This window comes from Streptomyces sp. DSM 41931, assembly GCF_050271085.1.
Classification (GTDB): Bacteria; Actinomycetota; Actinomycetes; order Streptomycetales; family Streptomycetaceae; genus Streptomyces; species Streptomyces albogriseolus.
Genome location: NZ_CP189902.1, coordinates 4,877,236 through 4,895,211 on the forward strand (window position 1 = coordinate 4,877,236; position 17,976 = coordinate 4,895,211).

Consider the following 17,976-nt stretch of genomic DNA (forward strand, 5'->3'; position numbering starts at 1 on the left):
GTTACCTAGGAGACGAGGAGGTCGGTGCCGATGGTCCTCGCTCTGACTGTGTGCGGAATCGTCGTGGCCCTCGTGGTGGTGGGTCTCTTCGTCTTCGGCCTGCGCCGCCGGCTCATCCAGCGGTCGGGCGGCACCTTCGACTGCAGCCTGCGCTGGGACGCGCCCGAGAAGGGCGACGCCGGCGGCAAGGGCTGGGCGTACGGGGTGGCACGCTACAGCGGCGACCGGGTCGAGTGGTTCCGGGTCTTCTCCTACGCCCCCCGTCCCCGCCGTGTCCTGGAGCGCTCCGCGATCGAGGTGGCCGGCCGCCGCGTCCCGGAGGGCGAGGAGGAGCTGGCGCTGCTGTCCGACGCGGTGATCCTCGCCTGTCTGCACCGGGGCACCCGGCTTGAGCTCGCGATGAGCGAGGACGCGCTGACCGGCTTCCTCGCCTGGCTGGAGGCGGCGCCTCCTGGACAGAGGGTGAACGTCGCCTGATCCTCTGACGTCGGTGAAGCACATCGCCCCTCCTCCCGGCCGGGAGGAGGGGCGATCGCTTGTCCGCCGGGGCGGGAGGGGTTACCTCAGCCCGGCGTCGACGGCGGAGGCCAGCTCACCGTTGCTGGTGTCGCCGCTGAACTCCCAGTAGAAGGCGCCGCCCAGGCCCTGGGACTTGGCCCACGCCATCTTGGAGCCGATGGTGGCGGGGGTGTCGTAGGACCACCAGTTGGTGCCGCAGTAGGCGTACGCGGTGCCGGCGATGGTGCCGGTGGCCGGGCAGCTGTTCTTCAGGACCTTGTAGTCCTCGATGCCCGCCTCGTAGGTGCCGGGCGCGGCGCCCGTCGCGGTGCCGCCGGGGGCGGACTGGGTGACGCCGGTCCAGCCGCGGCCGTAGAAGCCGATGCCGAGCAGCAGCTTCTTGGACGGGACGCCCTTGGCCTTCAGCTTGGCGATGGCGTCGGCGGAGTTGAAGCCGGCCTGCGGGATGCCCGGGTACGACGTCAGCGGCGAGTGCGGGGCCGTCGGACCCTGCGCGTTGAAGGCGCCGAAGTAGTCGTACGTCATCACGTTGTACCAGTCGAGGTACTGGGCGGCGCCGCCGTAGTCGGCCGCGTCGATCTTGCCGCCGTTGGAGCCGTCCGCCGTGATGGCCGCGGTGACCAGGTAGTCCGGGCCGAACTCGGCGCGCAGCGCCTGCATCAGGGTGCGGAAGGCCGCCGGTCCGGAGGTGTCGCAGGTGAGACCGCAGGCGTTCGGGTACTCCCAGTCGATGTCGATGCCGTCGAAGACGTCGGCCCAGCGCGGGTCCTCGACGACCTGCTTGCAGGAGCGGGCGAACGCGGCGGCGTTCTGCGCGGCCTGGCCGAAGCCGCCGGAGTAGGTCCAGCCGCCGAAGGAGTACAGCACCTTGATGTGCGGGTACTTGGCCTTCAGCTGGCGGAGCTGGTTGAAGTTGCCGCGCAGCGGCTGGTCCCAGGTGTCGGCCTGCCCGCTGACGGACTGGTCGGCGGTGTACGCCTTGTCGTAGGCGGCGTAGGTGTCGTCGACCGTGCACTGGCCGTTCTTCACGTTGCCGAAGGCGTAGTTGATGTGGGTGATCTTCGAGGCGGTGCCCGAGGTCACCAGGTTCTTGACGTGGTAGTTGCGGCCGTAGACGCCCCACTCGGTGAAGTAGCCGAGCTTGACCTTGTCGCCGGTGGGCGGCTCGGTGGTGCCTCCGGTGGTGCGCACCGCGCGGGCGCCGCTGACCGGGCCGAGCTGGTCGGCGGTGTCGCGGGCCCGGACGGTGTACGAGTAGTCGGTGCCGGAGGCCAGACCGCTGTCCGTGTACGAGGTGGCGGTCACGGTGGCGACCTTGGCGCCGTCGCGCAGCACGTCGTAGTTCTTGACGCCCTTGTCGTCGGTGGCCGCGCTCCAGGACAGCTTCACCGAGGTGTCGGTGATGTCCGAGGCGGACGGGGTGCCGGGGGCGCTGGGCGGGTTGTCACCGGGGTCGGTGGAGCCGCCGTCGCAGCTGCCGCCGTTGAGCTTGCAGTTGGCGGGGGAGCCGGAGCCGGCGCCGTTGAAGCCGAAGCTGACGGAGGCGCCGGGGGCGAGGGTGCCGTTCCAGGACTTGTTCTTCGCGGTCCAGTGGGTGCCGGAGGAGGTGACGTCGGCGTCCCAGGCGGAGGTGACCGAGGTGCCGGCGGGGAAGTCCCACTCGACGGTCCAGGAGCTGAGGCTGGTGGTGCCGGTGTTCTTGATGGTCCACTTGCCCTCGAAGCCGGAGCCCCAGTCCTGGGTCTTGGCGTAGGTCGCGGTCGCCGACGTCGCCGCCTGGGCGGGGTTCGCGAGGCCGACGAGGCCGGCGAAGGGGAGCACGAGGGTCGCGATTCCGGCCGCGACTCTGTGTCTGAAGCGCATGACGCGCCTCCTTCTGGGGGATGGGGGCACGACTGAGCCTTCGTGCCCACGGTGCCGCGAGAATAGAAAGGTCTGGACCACGGGTCAATAGGTCTGGACCACTGTGCGCGGCTCTTTCCCTTCTAAACCTTCAGGCCGCCCTCAGATGCCCAATTCCTGCGCCAGCACCGCCGCTTGCACCCGGCTGCGCAGCTCCAGCTTTCCCAGCAGCCGGCTGACGTGCGTCTTCACCGTCGCCTCGGCCATGTCCAGGCGCTCCCCGATGGCGGCGTTGGACAGTCCCTCCCCGAGGCACGACAGCACCTCCCGCTCCCGCCGGGTGAGCGCGTCCAGGACCGACGGGTCCGCCGTCGCCGGCCGGGCGGGCTTCGCGGCGAACTCCGCGATCAGCCGCCGCGTCACCGCCGGGGCGACGATCCCCTCGCCGCCCGCGACCGTGCGCACCGCCGCGATCAGATCCCTCGCCTCGGTGTTCTTCAGCAGGAACCCGGCCGCACCGGCGCGCAGCGCCCCGAAGACGTACTCGTCCAGGTCGAAGGTGGTCAGCACCAGCACGTCCGCCAGGCCCTCCCCGACCACCTTCCGGGTCGCCGACACCCCGTCCAGGCGGGGCATCTGCACATCCATCAGCACCACGTCCGGGCGCAGCTCCCGGGCGAGCGCCACCGCCTGCTCGCCGTCCGCGGCCTCGCCCACCACCTCGACGTCCGGCGCGCTGCGCAGGATCAGCACCAGTCCCGCGCGGACGGCGGACTGGTCCTCGGCGACCAGGACCCGGATCATCAGGCTTCTCCTTGTTCGACGTCGGTGACCGGAAGGGCGGCACGCACCACCCACCGCTTGCCCTCGGGGCCGTCCTCCGGGCCCGCCGCGAAGGAACCGTCCAGCAGGGCCGCACGCTCCCGCATCCCGACCAGACCGGCCCCCGAGCCCGGCGCGCGCGGCCCGTCGCGGTCGCCGTAGGGGCTGGTCACCCGGATCTCCAGGGCGTCGGGCGAGCGGCGCAGGCACACGGTCACCCGTCCCGCGGCGGCGTGCTTCAGCGCGTTGGTCAGCGACTCCTGCACGATCCTGTACGCGGCCAGCTCCACCGGCGCGGGCACGGCGCCGTGCCCGGCGTCCAGGGTGACGTCGAGGCCGTTGGCGCGGGCGCCCGCCACCAGGGCGCCCAGGCCGTCGAGCGTGGGGGTCGCGGACGGCTCCCGGTCGTCGGCGCCGTCGCGCAGGATGCCGATGAGCCGTCGCATTTCGGACAGACCTTGGACGCTGTTCTCCCGGATCACCGTGAGCGCGTCCTTCGAGGTCCCCGGGTCGTCCAGGGAGAGCGCGGCGGTGGAGTGGATGGCGATCGCCGACAGGTGGTTGGCGACCAGGTCGTGCAACTCCCGTGCCATGCGGGAGCGTTCCGCGGTGACCGCCTGGACCCGGTCCATCTCCGCCAGCAGCGCGGTCTGTTCGGCCTGGAGACGGGCGGCGTCGGCGGCGTCCCGGTGGTTGCGCACGATCAGACCGGTCGACGCGGGCGCGAAGGCCAGCGCGCCGACCACCAGACCGATCAGCAGCGCCTCGGGCACCCGCCACACGGCGTACGGCACCAGCATCCCGGCCAGCGTGAGCACCCCGGTGATCCACGGCAGACGGCGGGCGGTCGCGGGGGAGCCGTAGACCACGGCGGCGTACATCAGGTCGGTGAACATCACGATCGTGGCGATGCTGCCCTGTGTCGTCGTGTCCGCGGCCAGGGCCAGCGTGCCGGTCAGCAGGGCGGTGCGCGGGGCGGTGCGGCGCAGCAGCTCGCAGCAGGCCGTCACGCCGAGCGGCACCAGCAGCGCCCACCGTCCGCCGAAGAGCACCATCGGGTCGTCGCCCGGCCGCACGCCCAGCCCGAACCCCCACAGCAGCAGACCGCCGAGCAGTCCGGCGAGGGCGACGGCCACGTCGAAGCGGGGCGGGCGGAGGGGTCGTACGGCCATGGATCCCATCCAACACGGTGCGAGCGGCCTGCGCCTGATCCCCGGGGGCGGTCCTGGACTGCATCTTTCGATGTACTGCGGATTCGTCGGCCGCGACGACGCGCCGGACCGGCACGCACGGGAGCCTGGAAGGGAGACCGAGAGGAGAGAACCGTGATCGTCGCCTTGATCATCGCCTGCGAGATCGGGTTCTGGGTGCTGCTGGCGGCCGGCCTGGGCTTCCGCTACCTGCTGCGGATGCCGCGCACCGGCCTGGCGCTGCTGCTGTGCGAGCCGGTGCTGGAGGTCGTGCTGCTCGTCGTCACCGCGTGGGACCTGAAGAACGGCGCGGAGCCGGACTGGACCCACGGGCTCGCCGCGCTCTACATCGGCTACACGGTGGGCCACGGCCACCGCACCGTGAAGTGGCTCGACGGGCACGCGGCGCACCGCCTCGACGGCCGCCCCCTGGTGCGGCCGCCGCGCTACGGCCTGGCCCGCGCCCGGCACGAGACCAAGGTCTGGCTGGGCACGCTGACCGCCGCCGTCGTGGCGACCGCGCTGCTCCAGCTCGCCATCTGGTACGTCGGCGACCCCGGCCGGGTCACCTCCCTGGAGTCCTGGCGGTCCACCGCCTGGCGGGCGGCCGGCATCCACGGCCTGATCGCGCTCACCTACTGGCTGTGGCCCAAGAAGACGCCCCCGGGGCACGCGGAGACCGCGCAGGACGCGGGGACGGGCCGGGAGAAGGCGGTCCGCTGAGCAGGGCGCCACGGACCATGCGGGGCCGACCGGCGGGGCCGGGCGGCCCCGCCGGGACGTCCGCGGACGAGCGGTCTCAGCGCTCGCCGCCCGGCACCCACAGGACGTCGCCCGTCTCCTTGTTGGCGATGCGGGCCAGGATGAACAGCAGGTCCGACAGGCGGTTCAGGTAGGTCGCGGTGAGCGGGTTCATCGTCTCGCCGTGCGCCTCCAGGGCCGCCCACGTGGAGCGCTCCGCCCGGCGCACCACCGTGCACGCCTGGTGCAGCAGGGCCGCGCCGGGCGTGCCGCCCGGCAGGATGAAGGAGCGCAGCTTCTCCAGCTGCTCGTTGAAGCGGTCGCAGTCCGCCTCCAGCCGGTCGACGTAGAACTGCTCGACCCGCAGCGGCGGGTACTTCGGGTCCTCCACCACCGGCGTCGACAGGTCGGCGCCCACGTCGAACAGGTCGTTCTGCACGCGGGTGAGGACCGCGACCACCTCGTCCGGGAGGCCGCCCAGGGCGAGGGCCGTGCCGATCACCGCGTTCGCCTCGTTGGCGTCCGCGTAGGCGGAGATCCGCAGATCGGTCTTGGCGACCCGGCTCATGTCCCCGAGGTGGGTGGTGCCCTTGTCGCCGGTCCGCGTGTAGATGCGTGTCAGGTTGACCATGAGGCCAGCCTAGTGACGCGCCGGCGACTTCAGGGCACCCGTGTGCGCACCGTCACGGTGCGGGCGGCGGCGTGAGCAGCAGCACCATCAGGCCCTGCACCCGGGCGCCGTCCGGTGCGTCCCACGCCCCGGCGACATGGCCCGCGGCGCCCGGCTCGGCCTGCGGGGCGCCGTCCGGGGCGGGGTGCAGGGTGCGCAGCACGCGCAGCACCGTGCCGTCCGGCGCGGTCAGCTCGGTGTGCTCCTCGCCGTCCTCGACCGCCGGGAACTCCGCCGGCACCGGGCCCTCGCCCGCCAGGGCGCGGCTCACCTCGTGGTCGGGGGTGTCGCTCACGCTCTGCGCCTGCGGCTGAGCCCGGCCCTCGACCAGCGCCGCCAACTCGGCGACGGCCACCGGGTCGTGACAGGCGTCGTAGACCCAGCGGCGGCCCAGCACCCCGTGCTCGGCGGTGCCGACGAGGGCCGCGTCCGCTCCGTCGAGCGGTGCGGCGCGGTAGGTGAGCGGCACCAGGTAGCAGACCGGGCCGTCGCCGGAGTCGTCCCGGACCACCATGAACTCGATGCCGACCTCGCCCTTGGGGTCGTCGAGCCGGAAGCCGCCCGCCTTGCCCAGCCGCGGCCGGGGACCGCCGTGGTACCAGGGCCGGGTGGGCAGCCAGCCGGCCAGCAGCTCCAGCTTGGTCGGCTCGAGGGTGGTGCGGTGGATGACGGACATGCCGGGGGCTCTCCTTCGACGGGCGGACACACCGGCCCCCACCCTCGCACCGGCGGCGTCCCGGCGCGACGGCTTTCCGCGAGGCCCGCTGTCCGCCCGGCCGTACCGGCCCTCGGGACGGCGGACGCCTGTGACCTGACGCACCGTCGGCTCCCGGCGCGTCTGCCGCCGGTGTGATGTCCGTCATGTGAGACGTGACGCGCGTTACTTACCGGTCACAGGGCCCCTCACGACCGCTAATGTCCGCTCCTGGAGAACATGGACAGCGCGTATCAGGGGAGTCGCACAGTGGCACGCAAGCTCGCCGTCATCGGGGCCGGACTCATGGGGTCCGGCATCGCCCAGGTCTCCGCTCAGGCGGGCTGGGACGTCGTCCTGCGCGACGTCACCGACGAGGCGCTGACGCGGGGCACGGACGGGATCAAGGCGTCGTACGACAAGTTCGTCGCCAAGGGGAAGCTCGAGGCGAAGGACGCCGAGGCCGCCCTCGGCCGGATCACCACGACCACCGATCTCGACGCCTGCGCGGACGCGGACGTCGTGGTCGAGGCCGTGTTCGAGAAGCTCGAGGTCAAGCACGAGATCTTCCGCACGCTCGACAAGCTCGTACGCGAGGACGCCGTCCTCGCCTCCAACACCTCCGCCATCCCGATCACCAAGATCGCGGCCGTGACGGAGCGCCCGGAGCGGGTCGTCGGCACGCACTTCTTCTCGCCGGTGCCGATGATGCAGCTCTGCGAGCTGGTCCGCGGCTACAAGACCAGCGACGAAACCCTCGCCAGGGCGCGGGAGTTCGCCGAGTCGGTCGGCAAGACCTGCATCGTCGTCAACCGCGACGTGGCCGGCTTCGTCACCACCCGCCTCATCTGCGCCCTCGTCGTCGAGGCCGCCAAGCTGTACGAGTCGGGCGTGGCCAGCGCCGAGGACATCGACCTCGCCTGCAAGCTGGGCTTCGGTCACGCCATGGGCCCGCTGGCCACCGCCGACCTCACCGGCGTGGACATCCTGCTGCACGCCACCAGCAACATCTACACCGAGTCCCAGGACGAGAAGTTCGCGGCTCCCGAGCTGATGCGCCGGATGGTTGACGCCGGTGACATCGGGCGCAAGAGCGGGCAGGGCTTCTACGAGCACTGAGACCGCGCACACCCCGGCGTGCATCACACGCCGGGGTGAATTCGGTATCGGTTCGCTCACAGCCGGCAACCTCCGCGGCCGTCACGCAGTCAGTGGTTGCAACACCGGCCGTCAGGACACCGCGGAGCACACCACGCATCACGGGGAGCGCATATGCACATCAGGGGCGACCACGCCGAGCTGGTCGTCGGGGGCCGCCTCGACGTCCGCAGCGCGGCGGACGCCCGTACGGTCCTGCACTCGGCCGTCGACGACGGAGTCGGCGACCTGGTGCTGGACCTGTCCGAACTGAACTCCTGGGACGCCACCGGACTCGGGGTGATCATGGGGGTCCACCGACGGGCCGGCCGCTGCGGCCGGCGCCTGGTGCTGCGCGACGTGCCGCCGCAGCTGCAGCGTCTGTTGGTGGCCACCCGGCTGCACCGCATCCTGGCGATCGAGGGGGGCATCGGGGTGGACACGCTGCCCCGCGTGTAGGGGCGTACGGGTGCACGACGGACGAGCGGGAGAAGCCGGGCCCACGCCCGCGGACCCCGGCCCGCGCGCACAATCCTCACGAGACCGTGACCAGTCGGACGCCCCGGCACCCCGGACTGTCGTGGATACTGCCCGAAGGTTTAGGGTTCGGCTGCCCGCTGCCTTGCAACCCTCGAGCGGGCCCGGACCAGAAGCGACAGCGCGGTGTGCAGCGAGGCCGGGGAGGGCTTCAGCCACGACGCTTTTGGGGGCTAGGACCTATGGACCCGAACCGCACGGGACCCGAGGAGTACGGCCACGGCGGCGACGCGCCGCGCCAGCGCCCTCCGAGGGAATCCCTCACCTCCGACTTCGGACAGCACACGCCCGTGCCCGCCCGCACGGTGCAGCTCGTCTCCGGCGACTTCCTGCTGACCGTCAACCCCGTGGACGGCAGCGAGATCGAGCCCTGCCCGCCCGCCGAGCGGCCCGACCGCCCCGCGAAGCTCACCGATGCCGAGCGCGCCGAGGTGGAACGCGCCGCCGCCCCGCCCGTCCCCCCGGGTCCCGCGCAGCCCGCGCTGCCCCTGCTGGCCCGTCAGGACGAGCGGGAGACCCTGGTGCGGCTGCTCGCCCGCGGCCGCTCCGTGCGTCTCGTCGGCCCCGGCGGCTCCGGCCGCACCCGGCTGCTCGACACCGTCGCCGAGGACTGCGCCGACCTCGCGCCCGACGGCGTGGTCCGCCTGAACGGCCACCGCCGCACCGCCGACGACCTCCTCCACGACCTCTTCCACGCGGTGTTCGACGCGCCCCTGCACAGCCCCGACCGGGACGAACTGATCGAGAGCGTCCGCGAGATCGGCGCCGTCGTCGTCCTGGACGACCTGGAGTTCGGCGGCGCCGCCCTGGACGAGCTGCTGGACGCCACCCCCGAGTGCGCCTTCCTGTTCGCCGCCACCCCGGACGTGGCCGCCCCCTCCGCCGACGCCCGCGTCGAGGACGTCGAGCTGGCCGGGCTCGACCGCGCGGCCGGCCTCGACCTGCTCGGGCACGCCGTCGGCCGCGGCCTCACCGACGAGGAGGCCACCTGGGCGGGCGACCTGTGGTTCGAGTCCGAGGGCCTGCCGCTGCGCTTCGTCCAGGCGGGCGCCCTGCTGCGGCAGCGCGACCGGCTGCGGGCCGGCGCCGGCGCCGTCGACGAGTTCGGCGTCTTCGAGGACGTACGGCCCGACGAGGTGCCCTACGACCCCGCCGAGGGCGACGAGGTCCCGCTGCCCTCCCTCGGTGAGGCCGCCGCGCCCGCCCCGCTGCTCGCCTCCCGGCTCAGCGCCTCCGCCCGCGCCACCCTGCGGTTCGCCGTCGCGCTCGGCGGCGAGGTGCCGCACCAGGCGCACCTGCCCGCCCTGGTGGGCGACACCCACGCCGACGCCGCCCTCGGCGAACTGGTCTCCTGCGGACTGGTCTCCCCGGTCGGCGCCCGCCACCGGCTCGCCGCGGGCGTCCCCGCCCAGCTGGAGGCCGCCGGGTACGCCGACGACGCCGACACCCGGATCCGCGAGGCCGCGCAGCACTACGCCTGGTGGACCGGACACCCCTCGGTGACCCCGGAACGCGTCTGCGCCGAGTCCGACGCGGTCCTCGCCGCGCTCACCGCCCTGTCGCCGCTCGCCCCGGACACCGACGACGAGCCCGGCACCGCCGTGCGGCTCGCCCGCACCGCCGCGCCCGCCTTCGCCTCGGGGCTCCACTGGAGCGCCTGGGAGCGGGCGCTGCGGGCCGGCGCGGAGGCCGCCCGTATCGCCGGGGACGTGGGCGAACAGGCCTACTTCCACCACGAGTTGGGCATCCACGCGCTGTGTGCCGGACAGCTCGACCGGGCGCGCGCCGAGCTGGAGGCGTCCATCGGCCTGCGCGGCGCCCTCGCCGACAAGCGCGGCACGGTCGCGGGCCGCAGGGCGCTGGCCCTCGTCGCCGACCGCTCCGGCGTCCCGCTCGCCATCGCGCCGACCGCGGCGGACGAGGTGCCCGAGGCGCACGTCGAGGAGTCGGCGTCCCCGCCCCGCGGGGTGCCGATGGCCTTCCCCGACCTCCAGCCTCCCGCGGACACCGGTCCGGTCGTCTCCTACGCCGTCCCGGCGACGGCCCCGCGGCAGACCAAGGAAGGCGTCGCCGGCGGCCTCAAGGGGCTTGCCCGGCGGAACCTGGTCGCGGCGGGCGCGGGCGCGCTGCTGGTCGCCGTCCTCGGCACCGTCGTCACCCTCGGCGCCACGTCCGGGAACGACCCGGCGACGCCCGCGGAGAACATCGGCGTCAACCCGTCCGCCAGCCAGGGCCTGGAGGACGACAGCCTCGACGCGGACCCGGCGGCCGGCGACAAGGGCGACACCGGGAAGGCCACCAGCCGCCCCTCCGACCCCGGTCCTGACGGCACCCCCGGCACCGCGGACGACCCGACGCCCACGGCCGCCGAGTCCGACGAGCCGACGGACGAGGAGACCGGCCCGAAGGATCCGGGGGAGCCGACGACGTCCACCTCGCCGGGCACCAGGCCGACCAAGTCGCAGAAGCCGCCCACGTCGAACTCGCCCGACCCGACGGAGTCGGAGACCGAGGAGCCCACCGGTTCGCCGTCGTCCCCCGACACCGAGGAGCCGACGGGCTCACCCACCACCTCAAGCGAACCGACCACCAGCAACTCCGCCAGCGGTCCCGTCTCCTCCGCCCCCGTGGAGACCTCCGCGAGCGCCACGCAGAGCACGGATCAGGCCTCGCCCGAGGACTCCGAAACGCTGATCTGACCCGCCGGACGCGCCAGGGGCCCGGGTTCCGTACGGAACCCGGGCCCCTGGCCGTGCCGTCGTGGCGCGCCGCTCAGAACAGGCGCAGCTTGTCGTCCTCGATGCCGCGCAGGGCGTCGTAGTCGAGGATCTGGCAGCCGATGCCCCGGTCGGTGGCGAGCACCCGGGCCTGCGGCTTGATCTCCTGCGCGGCGAAGATGCCGCGCACCGGCGCGAGGTGCGGGTCGCGGTTGAGCAGTTCCAGGTAGCGGGTGAGCTGCTCCACGCCGTCGATCTCGCCGCGCCGCTTGATCTCCACGGCGACGGTCTGCCCGTCGGCGTCCCGGCACAGGATGTCGACCGGCCCGATCGCCGTCATGTACTCGCGGCGGATCAGGGTGTAGCCCTCGCCGAGGGTCTCGATGCGGTCGGCGAGCAGTTCCTGAAGGTGTGCTTCCACGCCGTCCTTGATCAGGCCGGGATCGACGCCGAGTTCGTGCGACGAGTCGTGGAGGATCTCCTCCATCGTGATGATGAGCTTCTCGCCCGCCTTGTTGACGACGGTCCAGACGCCCTCCTCCTCGCCGGCGCCCTCCTTCAGGGTGCACGGCGGCGACATCCAGTTGAGGGGCTTGTAGGCCCGGTCGTCGGCATGGATCGAGACGCTGCCGTCCGCCTTGACCAGGATCAGACGAGGTGCGGACGGCAGGTGCGCGGTGAGCCGCCCGGCGTAGTCCACGGAGCAGCGGGCAATGACGAGACGCATGGTCGGCAACGCTACTCGACCGGCCGGGGTGGACGCGATCCGCCCTCACAGGCGCCCCTCGAAGCCCATGGGGCGCGTCCTGTATCTCCTGGAAAACGCGTGTTCCGCGATGGCCGATTACCGGCCCACAGGAAGTTCCGCATCCGCCCGTTCTCCTGGTGCGGTCACCGTCCGTTGCTTACGGTATTGAACGGGAGGTCGCGAACTGTGTACGCAGCGTGCCCGATGTCGCGCACTCCCTTATCTGTCAGGCAACCCCCGAGTGCTGGGGGTGCGAGAGGAGAACCCATGTCGCTCGACGTCTCACCGGCCCTACTCGAACAGGCCGAGCGAGGCGAGGTCGACGAAGCTGCCTTCGTCGACTGCGTCCGGACCTCCCTGCCCTACGCGTGGGAGATGATCAGCTCCCTGGTGGCCCAGCTGAAGGTGGACGGCGGTACCTTCGCCGACAACCAGACGCCCCCGCCGGACGAGCAGGCACGCGGTCAGCTGCTGCGTGCGCTCGCGAGTGACGCGATACGCGGCGCGCTGCAACGGCACTTCGGTGTTCGGCTGGCCTTCCAGAACTGCCACCGGGTGGCCGTGTTCCCGCTTGACTCCTCGGTCGACGAGACGCTCGCCCGCTTCACCTCGGTGCGCAGCCAACTGCTCAACCAGTCGCCGGAACTGCGCGACTGCTGACGCTCCATCGACAGCTTGCCGCTCCGTACGCGGGAGGTGCGGTTGTACCGGGGCGGCAAGCATCGCTGGAACGTCCGGACCCGTCAGGTGAGTTGGGGGAGTACCTCGGCGCCGAGCCGCCGTACGTTCTCCTCCGTCGCCGCCAGGTCACCGGAGCCCTCGACGAGCAGCGCGAAGCGGGAGATGCCGGTCCGCTCGCTGGTCGCGGCGAGCCGGTCGGCGCACAGCCGCGGGGTGCCCACCGGGTGCAGCCCGCACAGCAGCTCGGTGTAGGCCAGCGGGTCGCGCATCCGCCGCTCGCGGCCGTCCACCGTCATATGCGCCTCCAGCCCCTGTTTCAGCCAGCCGGGCATCGCCTTCAGCAGGGTCTCGGCCGCGTCCGCGCGCCGGTCCGCGATCTGGCAGACCCCGGCCGAGACATGGGCCGCGCCCTCGACCTCGGCGGACGTCCGGCCGCAGGCGCGCGCGTGACGCCGCCACAGGGCGACCATCTCGGCCTTCTCCTCGTCGCCGACGTGCATGCCGAGCAGCATCGGCAGCCCGCGCTCGGCGGCCAGCCGTACGCTCGCGGGGGAGGTGCAGGCCACCACGACCTCCGGGCCCTCGGCCTCGGTGAGCGCCTCGGAGGGGCGGGGGACGACGGGCACCTCGCGGAACCGGTACCGCTCGCCGTCGGCGCCCACGGACGGCTCGCGCAGCCAGCGCAGCAGCAGGTCGAGCGCCTCGGGGAACCCCTTCTCGTACGCCTCCAGGCCGGCCCCGAAGACCTCCAGGTCCACCCACGGGCCGCCCCGGCCGAGGCCCAGCGAGAACCGTCCGCCGCTGGCGACGTGCAGCAGCGCGGCCTGTTCGCCGAGCGCGACCGGGTGGGCGGTGGGCAGCACACTGACCGCCGTGCCCACCCGCAGCCGCCGGGTGCGGCCGAGCAGCAGCGCCGCCAGGGTGACGGCGGACGGACAGGTGCCGTAGGGCACGAAGTGGTGCTCGGCCAGCCAGACCGTGTCGAGCCCCGACTCCTCGGCCACCTCGGCGGAGCGGACCGCGCGGTGCAGCGCCTCACCCTCGCCCTGCCCGGGGAACCGGGCGGCCAACACGAAACTTCCAACGCGCATTGCTTTTCCTGCTTCCTTGGCTCCGACGCGGAGCTCCCCCGCAGGGCATAACCCCCCGACACGTGCCGAGGACACGGCCGGGTGAGCGGTTTTGCGGATTGTCTGCAGAATGAGCCGCTCACATGGGCCGCCGCGCGCCACGGAGTGACTTGTGACGATTGGCGGCGTACGCGTACCCCGGCCCGCGGCGGCTAGGCTGGACGCGGTCCGTGCAACCTGTAGAGCCCCGTGAGGTGTCCTGTGTCCCCGCGTCGCAACCGACCCAAGGGAGCCGGTTCGTCCGGCCGGAGCGCCGAGGACGACCGCTCCGGGAGGTACGGCGGCTGGGAGTCCACGGAGTCCTGGCGGGGCGAGGACTGGAGCGTGCGGCACGTGGCGGGCAGCAGCGCACGCGGCAAGTCCTACCGGTGCCCGGGCTGCGACCAGTTGATCCCGGACGGGGTGCCGCACGTGGTGGCCTGGCCCGGGCACTCCGGCGTCGACGAGCGCCGGCACTGGCACAAGGCCTGCTGGAACGCGAAGGACCGCCGCACCACGCGGGTGCAGCGGTCCCGTAACGCGCCGAGGTTCTGACCGGCCCCCGGGTCTCTAGACGTCCCGCTTCCGCAGCAGGGTGAACGCCCCGGCGAGCGCGGCCCCCGTGACGATCAGCATGATCCACAGCGGGTCCCAGCCCGACGGTCCCGACTCCGACAGGGAGTTGGCGTAGAAGATGCTCATCTGGTTCGGGATGGAGTACTCGAACAGCGCCTGCTGCACGTCCTCCAGCGAGGGGGAGAACATGAACAGCGCGATCACCAGCGGGGCCAGCACCGCCGCGATCATGATCGTGATGGCGCCCGCCGAGTGCCGCACGATCGACCCGACCGCCAGCGACAGGGTGCCGAGCAGCGCCAGGTAGAGCGAGACGCCGACCGTGCCCTTCAGCCATTCCCCGGCGTTCGGGTCCGCGGCGTTGTGCTCCTCGAGCAGCGACACGTGCAGCAGGCCGACGACCGACGCGCACACCAGGGTCACCACGAAGGCGACCAGGAAGAACACCAGGGCCTTCGCCGCGAGCACCCGGCCGCGGCTGGGGCAGGCGACCATCGTCGTGCGGATCATGCCGGTGCCGTACTCGGAGGCGGTGGTCAGCACGCCGAGCGTGATGAGGCACATCGAGCCCAGCAGCAGTCCGAAGAAGCCCAGCGACAGCGGGCTCTCGCCGCCCAGGTCGGGGTCGGAGCCGGCGACCACCAGGCCGGTGAGCAGTCCGATGCCGACCACGAGCGCGAAGAACACGCCCAGCGTCCACAGGGTGGAGCGCACGGACTTGATCTTCGTCCACTCGGAGGCGAGCGCGTGCCCGAGATGGGTGCGCACCACCGGGATGGGCGAGGTGTAGGTGGGGTACGCCGGGCCGGGGGCGGAGGGCGCGGCACCGGGTGCGGCCGGCCACTCGGGTGCGGCGCTGTGCGGCATCGGGGGCTGGGGCGTGCTCATCGGGCGTCCTCGGACTTGGTCGGCTCGGCGGAGGGGGCGGACTGGGGAGCGCTCTGCGGCGGCTGCGGAGGCTGCGCGTACGGGTTCGCCGCCGGGGCGGCCGGAGCGGCCGCGGGAACCGCGGGAGCGCCGTAGGGGCCCGCGGGCGCGGCCTGCGGCGGGGCGAAGGGCTGCCCGCTCTGCTGGGGCGGCGGCGGGGCGTACCAGCCGGGCTGGCCCTGGCCCGGCACCGGCATCGGCGGCTGCGCGCCCGGCGGCAGCGGCTGCTGGAGGCCTTCCTTCTGGTCGACGGTCGAGCGGTAGTCGACGGCGCCCTGCGTCATCCGCATGTACGCCTCCTCCAGGGACGCCTGGTGCGGCGACAGCTCCCACAGCCGTACGTCGTGGTCGTGGGCGATGTCGCTGATGCGGGGCAGCGGCAGTCCCGTCACCCGCAGCGCGCCGTCCTGCTCGGGCAGCACATGACCGCCGGCCTCGGTGATCGCCGCCGACAGCTTCTCGCGCTGCTGCGGCTCGGCGTCGGGCGTGCGCACCCGGGCGAAGTCGGCGGAGTTGGCGGAGATGAAGTCCCGCACGCTCATGTCCGCCATGAGCTGGCCGCGGCCGATCACGATGAGATGGTCGGCGGTGAGCGCCATCTCGCTCATCAGGTGGGAGGAGACGAACACCGTACGGCCCTCGGCGGCCAGCGACTTCATCAGGTTGCGCACCCAGAGGATGCCCTCGGGGTCGAGGCCGTTGACCGGCTCGTCGAACAGCAGCACCTGAGGGTCGCCCAGCAGCGCGGCGGCGATGCCCAGGCGCTGCCCCATGCCGAGGGAGAAGCCCTTGGAGCGCCGGCCCGCCACCTCGTGCAGACCCACCACGCCCAGCACCTCGTCCACCCGGCGGGCCGGGATGCCCGACAGCTGGGCCAGGCTGAGCAGGTGGTTGCGGGCGGTCCGGCCGCCGTGCACCGCCTTGGCGTCCAGCAGCGCGCCGACCTGGCGGGGGGCGTTGGGCAGCTTGTCGTACGGGTGGCCGCAGATTGTCACATGGCCCGCGGTGGGGTTGTCCAGACCGAGGATCATCCGCATCGTCGTCGACTTGCCCGAGCCGTTGGGGCCCAGGAAGCCGGTGACGGCGCCGGGACGCACCTGGAAGGAAAGGTTGTACACAGCGGTCTTGTCGCCGTACCGCTTGGTCAGGCCGACTGCCTCGATCATGCTCCGCACCCATCGAAAGGTTCAGGGACAGCGGGGCATACGCCCCCCGTAAGGGTTAGGAGCTTATCGGGGCGCTGACGGTTCCGCTCAAGGGCGCATCACGGACGGACCGGAAGCGGTCCCGAACGGTCGTTCACTGCGCGTCACGCCGCTTCAGCAGCACGTAGCCGCCGACGACCGCCGCGATCACCCACAGCGCCATGATGCCCAGACCGCCCCAGGGCCCGTACGGGGTGTCGTCGTCCACCGGGGTGACCACCTGCATGATCCTGCTGCCCGCCTGGTCGGGCAGGAACTGTCCGACCTTCTCGGTCGCGCTGACGTTGCCGAGGATGTTGGAGATCAGGAAGAAGAACGGCATCAGGATGCCCAGCGACAGCAGGGGGGAGCGCAGCATCGCGGCCACCCCCATCGAGAACAGCGCGATCAGCGTCATGTAGAGCCCGCCGCCGAAGACCGCGCGCAGCACCCCGTCGTCGCCGATGGACGCCCTGAGGTCGCCGAGCATCAGCTGGCCCAGGAAGAAGGTGGCGAAGCTGGTCGCCATGCCGACCACGAACGCCAGCGCGGTGGCCACGGCGAGCTTGCTGAACAGGAAGACGCCGCGCCTGGGCACGGCCGCCAGCGAGGCGCGGATCATTCCGGTGCTGTACTCGTTCGACACCACCAGCACCCCGAACACGATCATCGCGAGCTGGCCCAGGCTGGTCCCGGCGAAGCTGATGAACGTCGGGTCGAAGGAGAGTCTCTCCCGCTCGCTGAGGTTGTCGAACTCGTTCTTCGACAGCGCCGAGATCAGCATGCCGAGGGCGATGGTGACGATCACCGCGGTGGATAGCGTCCACACGGTCGACGCCACCGACCGGATCTTGGTCCACTCCGCCCGTACGACCTGTGCCGTCGCCATGCTCAGCCCTTCCTCCAGCTCTCGCCCCACTGCTGCTGCGGGGGCAGGGGCGCGCCGGTGTGCGCGTGGTACTCCACCGACTCCGCCGTCAACTGCATGAAGGCCTCCTCCAGAGAGGCCTGCTGCGGGCTCAGTTCGTGCAGCACCACCCCGTCGCGGGCGGCCAGCTCGCCGATCTTCTCGGCGGGCGTCCCGTCCACCTCCAGCGTCCCGTCCGCACCGTCCACGGCGGTGACGCCGGCCCGGTGCAGCGCGTCCAGCAGCGCCTCACGCTGCGGGCTGCGCACCCGGACGTAGGAGCGGGAGTTGCGCTCGATGAACTCCGCCATCGAGGTGTCGGCGAGCAGCCGGCCCTGCCCGATGACGACGAGGTGGTCCGCCGTCAGGGCCATCTCGCTCATCAGGTGGGAGGAGACGAACACCGTGCGGCCCTGCTCGGCCAGCGACTTCATCAGCGTGCGGATCCAGTGGATGCCCTCCGGGTCGAGGCCGTTGACCGGCTCGTCGAACATCAGGATCCGCGGGTCGCCGAGCAGCGCGGCGGCGATGCCGAGGCGCTGCCCCATGCCGAGCGAGAACCCCTTGGCCTTCTTCCGCGCCACCGCCGTCAGGCCGACCCTGTCCAGCACCTCGCGCACCCGCCGTTCGGGGATGCCGTTGCTCTGCGCGAGCCACAGCAGATGGTTGTAGGCGCTGCGCCCGGGGTGCACCCCCTTGGCCTCCAGCAGGGCGCCGATGTACGTCAGCGGGTCCTGGAGCCGGTCGTAGTGCGTGCCGTCGATGCGCACGTCCCCCGCGGTGGGGTGGTCGAGCCCCAGGATCATCCGCATGGTGGTCGACTTGCCGGCGCCGTTCGGGCCGAGGAAGCCCGTGACGATGCCCGGCCGGACGGTGAAGGTCAGGTTGTCCACCGCCACCTTCTCGCCGTACCGCTTGGTCAGCCCCTCCAGCTCGATCATGCGGCCACGCTAGAACGGGGCGAAGCCCTCTGCC

Annotated in this window: 18 protein-coding genes; 7 read left to right on the plus strand and 11 right to left on the minus strand. The window is 72.4% G+C overall.

Features of this window, described 5'->3' with window-relative positions; genetic code table 11:
- The first annotated feature begins 30 nt into the window (after positions 1 to 30).
- On the plus strand, positions 31 to 477 hold the full coding sequence (locus ACP7TJ_RS22800; protein WP_228917147.1) for a DUF2550 domain-containing protein: 447 nt from the start codon (positions 31 to 33) through the stop codon (positions 475 to 477).
- 81 nt (positions 478 to 558) lie between these two features.
- Here ACP7TJ_RS22800 and ACP7TJ_RS22805 read toward each other — a convergent pair whose 3' ends face one another.
- The 3 genes from ACP7TJ_RS22805 to ACP7TJ_RS22815 all read right to left on the minus strand — a co-directional run bounded on the left by ACP7TJ_RS22805 (position 559) and on the right by ACP7TJ_RS22815 (position 4,355).
- Positions 559 to 2,382 carry a glycoside hydrolase family 18 chitinase gene (locus tag ACP7TJ_RS22805; protein ID WP_093768146.1) on the minus strand — a complete coding sequence of 608 codons (1,824 nt, stop codon included), beginning with the start codon at positions 2,380 to 2,382 and terminating at the stop codon, positions 559 to 561.
- A gap of 141 nt (positions 2,383 to 2,523) precedes the next feature.
- Positions 2,524 to 3,165 carry a response regulator gene (locus ACP7TJ_RS22810; protein ID WP_189911705.1) on the minus strand — a complete coding sequence of 214 codons (642 nt, stop codon included), beginning with the start codon at positions 3,163 to 3,165 and terminating at the stop codon, positions 2,524 to 2,526.
- Positions 3,165 to 4,355, minus strand: a complete 1,191-nt coding sequence (locus ACP7TJ_RS22815) for a sensor histidine kinase (RefSeq protein WP_401627038.1) — start codon at positions 4,353 to 4,355, stop codon at positions 3,165 to 3,167. Before ACP7TJ_RS22815 ends, ACP7TJ_RS22810 begins: the two co-directional genes overlap by 1 nt.
- A gap of 153 nt (positions 4,356 to 4,508) precedes the next feature.
- On the opposite strand from ACP7TJ_RS22815, the gene ACP7TJ_RS22820 reads away from it, so the two are divergent.
- Positions 4,509 to 5,096: a hypothetical protein gene (locus tag ACP7TJ_RS22820; protein ID WP_093768149.1), complete on the plus strand. Its 588-nt coding sequence runs from the start codon at positions 4,509 to 4,511 to the stop codon at positions 5,094 to 5,096.
- Positions 5,097 to 5,172: 76 nt separating this feature from the next.
- Here the strand turns inward: ACP7TJ_RS22820 and ACP7TJ_RS22825 are convergent, their stop codons facing one another.
- Entirely contained in the window at positions 5,173 to 5,745 is a 573-nt protein-coding gene (locus ACP7TJ_RS22825; RefSeq protein ID WP_093768150.1) for a cob(I)yrinic acid a,c-diamide adenosyltransferase, read from the minus strand.
- A gap of 52 nt (positions 5,746 to 5,797) precedes the next feature.
- Entirely contained in the window at positions 5,798 to 6,460 is a 663-nt protein-coding gene (locus tag ACP7TJ_RS22830; RefSeq protein WP_189911708.1) for a maltokinase N-terminal cap-like domain-containing protein, read from the minus strand.
- A gap of 288 nt (positions 6,461 to 6,748) precedes the next feature.
- Here ACP7TJ_RS22830 and ACP7TJ_RS22835 point away from each other — a divergent pair, with 288 nt between their 5' ends.
- From ACP7TJ_RS22835 to ACP7TJ_RS22845, 3 genes are all read left to right on the plus strand, one after another.
- Positions 6,749 to 7,597: a 3-hydroxyacyl-CoA dehydrogenase family protein gene (locus tag ACP7TJ_RS22835; RefSeq protein ID WP_093768152.1), complete on the plus strand. Its 849-nt coding sequence runs from the start codon at positions 6,749 to 6,751 to the stop codon at positions 7,595 to 7,597.
- 153 nt (positions 7,598 to 7,750) lie between these two features.
- Positions 7,751 to 8,074 (plus strand): STAS domain-containing protein, encoded by a 324-nt coding sequence (locus tag ACP7TJ_RS22840; protein WP_093768153.1) that lies wholly within the window; start codon positions 7,751 to 7,753, stop codon positions 8,072 to 8,074.
- A 260-nt stretch (positions 8,075 to 8,334) separates the two neighbouring features.
- Positions 8,335 to 10,851: an ATP-binding protein gene (locus ACP7TJ_RS22845; protein ID WP_427764986.1), complete on the plus strand. Its 2,517-nt coding sequence runs from the start codon at positions 8,335 to 8,337 to the stop codon at positions 10,849 to 10,851.
- Between the two features lie 73 nt (positions 10,852 to 10,924).
- Here ACP7TJ_RS22845 and nucS read toward each other — a convergent pair whose 3' ends face one another.
- Positions 10,925 to 11,596 (minus strand): endonuclease NucS, encoded by a 672-nt coding sequence (gene nucS / locus ACP7TJ_RS22850; protein ID WP_093768155.1) that lies wholly within the window; start codon positions 11,594 to 11,596, stop codon positions 10,925 to 10,927.
- Between the two features lie 288 nt (positions 11,597 to 11,884).
- Here nucS and ACP7TJ_RS22855 point away from each other — a divergent pair, with 288 nt between their 5' ends.
- Entirely contained in the window at positions 11,885 to 12,277 is a 393-nt protein-coding gene (locus tag ACP7TJ_RS22855; RefSeq protein WP_033275506.1) for an SCO5389 family protein, read from the plus strand.
- Between the two features lie 83 nt (positions 12,278 to 12,360).
- Here ACP7TJ_RS22855 and ACP7TJ_RS22860 read toward each other — a convergent pair whose 3' ends face one another.
- A complete protein-coding gene (locus tag ACP7TJ_RS22860; RefSeq protein WP_093768156.1) occupies positions 12,361 to 13,389 on the minus strand; it encodes an LLM class flavin-dependent oxidoreductase in 1,029 nt (342 codons plus the stop codon).
- A 240-nt stretch (positions 13,390 to 13,629) separates the two neighbouring features.
- Between ACP7TJ_RS22860 and ACP7TJ_RS22865 the strand changes: the two genes are divergently transcribed.
- A complete protein-coding gene (locus ACP7TJ_RS22865; protein ID WP_093768157.1) occupies positions 13,630 to 13,962 on the plus strand; it encodes an ATP/GTP-binding protein in 333 nt (110 codons plus the stop codon).
- A 15-nt stretch (positions 13,963 to 13,977) separates the two neighbouring features.
- Here the strand turns inward: ACP7TJ_RS22865 and ACP7TJ_RS22870 are convergent, their stop codons facing one another.
- From ACP7TJ_RS22870 to ACP7TJ_RS22885, 4 genes are all read right to left on the minus strand, one after another.
- On the minus strand, positions 13,978 to 14,871 hold the full coding sequence (locus tag ACP7TJ_RS22870; protein ID WP_093768158.1) for an ABC transporter permease subunit: 894 nt from the start codon (positions 14,869 to 14,871) through the stop codon (positions 13,978 to 13,980).
- Positions 14,868 to 16,076: an ABC transporter ATP-binding protein gene (locus ACP7TJ_RS22875; RefSeq protein ID WP_167744674.1), complete on the minus strand. Its 1,209-nt coding sequence runs from the start codon at positions 16,074 to 16,076 to the stop codon at positions 14,868 to 14,870. The genes ACP7TJ_RS22870 and ACP7TJ_RS22875 overlap by 4 nt, the downstream gene beginning before the upstream one ends.
- A 133-nt stretch (positions 16,077 to 16,209) precedes the next feature.
- On the minus strand, positions 16,210 to 16,983 hold the full coding sequence (locus tag ACP7TJ_RS22880) for an ABC transporter permease (protein WP_266400804.1): 774 nt from the start codon (positions 16,981 to 16,983) through the stop codon (positions 16,210 to 16,212).
- Positions 16,984 to 16,985: 2 nt separating this feature from the next.
- Positions 16,986 to 17,942: an ABC transporter ATP-binding protein gene (locus ACP7TJ_RS22885; RefSeq protein WP_167744676.1), complete on the minus strand. Its 957-nt coding sequence runs from the start codon at positions 17,940 to 17,942 to the stop codon at positions 16,986 to 16,988.
- Positions 17,943 to 17,976: the final 34 nt, after the last annotated feature.

What these genes read in the sequence shown, in the direction of transcription:
- ACP7TJ_RS22845 (WP_427764986.1), top strand. Translation starts at nt 8,335, where the DNA reads ATGGACCCGAACCGCACGGGACCCGAGGAGTACGGCCACGGCGGCGAC.
- ACP7TJ_RS22870 (WP_093768158.1), bottom strand. Translation starts at nt 14,871, where the DNA reads ATGAGCACGCCCCAGCCCCCGATGCCGCACAGCGCCGCACCCGAGTGG.
- ACP7TJ_RS22805 (WP_093768146.1), bottom strand. Translation starts at nt 2,382, where the DNA reads ATGCGCTTCAGACACAGAGTCGCGGCCGGAATCGCGACCCTCGTGCTC.
- ACP7TJ_RS22840 (WP_093768153.1), top strand. Translation starts at nt 7,751, where the DNA reads ATGCACATCAGGGGCGACCACGCCGAGCTGGTCGTCGGGGGCCGCCTC.
- nucS (WP_093768155.1), bottom strand. Translation starts at nt 11,596, where the DNA reads ATGCGTCTCGTCATTGCCCGCTGCTCCGTGGACTACGCCGGGCGGCTC.
- ACP7TJ_RS22885 (WP_167744676.1), bottom strand. Translation starts at nt 17,942, where the DNA reads ATGATCGAGCTGGAGGGGCTGACCAAGCGGTACGGCGAGAAGGTGGCG.
- ACP7TJ_RS22860 (WP_093768156.1), bottom strand. Translation starts at nt 13,389, where the DNA reads ATGCGCGTTGGAAGTTTCGTGTTGGCCGCCCGGTTCCCCGGGCAGGGC.
- ACP7TJ_RS22830 (WP_189911708.1), bottom strand. Translation starts at nt 6,460, where the DNA reads ATGTCCGTCATCCACCGCACCACCCTCGAGCCGACCAAGCTGGAGCTG.
- ACP7TJ_RS22825 (WP_093768150.1), bottom strand. Translation starts at nt 5,745, where the DNA reads ATGGTCAACCTGACACGCATCTACACGCGGACCGGCGACAAGGGCACC.
- ACP7TJ_RS22880 (WP_266400804.1), bottom strand. Translation starts at nt 16,983, where the DNA reads ATGGCGACGGCACAGGTCGTACGGGCGGAGTGGACCAAGATCCGGTCG.
- ACP7TJ_RS22875 (WP_167744674.1), bottom strand. Translation starts at nt 16,076, where the DNA reads ATGATCGAGGCAGTCGGCCTGACCAAGCGGTACGGCGACAAGACCGCT.
- ACP7TJ_RS22810 (WP_189911705.1), bottom strand. Translation starts at nt 3,165, where the DNA reads ATGATCCGGGTCCTGGTCGCCGAGGACCAGTCCGCCGTCCGCGCGGGA.
- ACP7TJ_RS22855 (WP_033275506.1), top strand. Translation starts at nt 11,885, where the DNA reads ATGTCGCTCGACGTCTCACCGGCCCTACTCGAACAGGCCGAGCGAGGC.
- ACP7TJ_RS22800 (WP_228917147.1), top strand. Translation starts at nt 31, where the DNA reads ATGGTCCTCGCTCTGACTGTGTGCGGAATCGTCGTGGCCCTCGTGGTG.
- ACP7TJ_RS22815 (WP_401627038.1), bottom strand. Translation starts at nt 4,355, where the DNA reads ATGGCCGTACGACCCCTCCGCCCGCCCCGCTTCGACGTGGCCGTCGCC.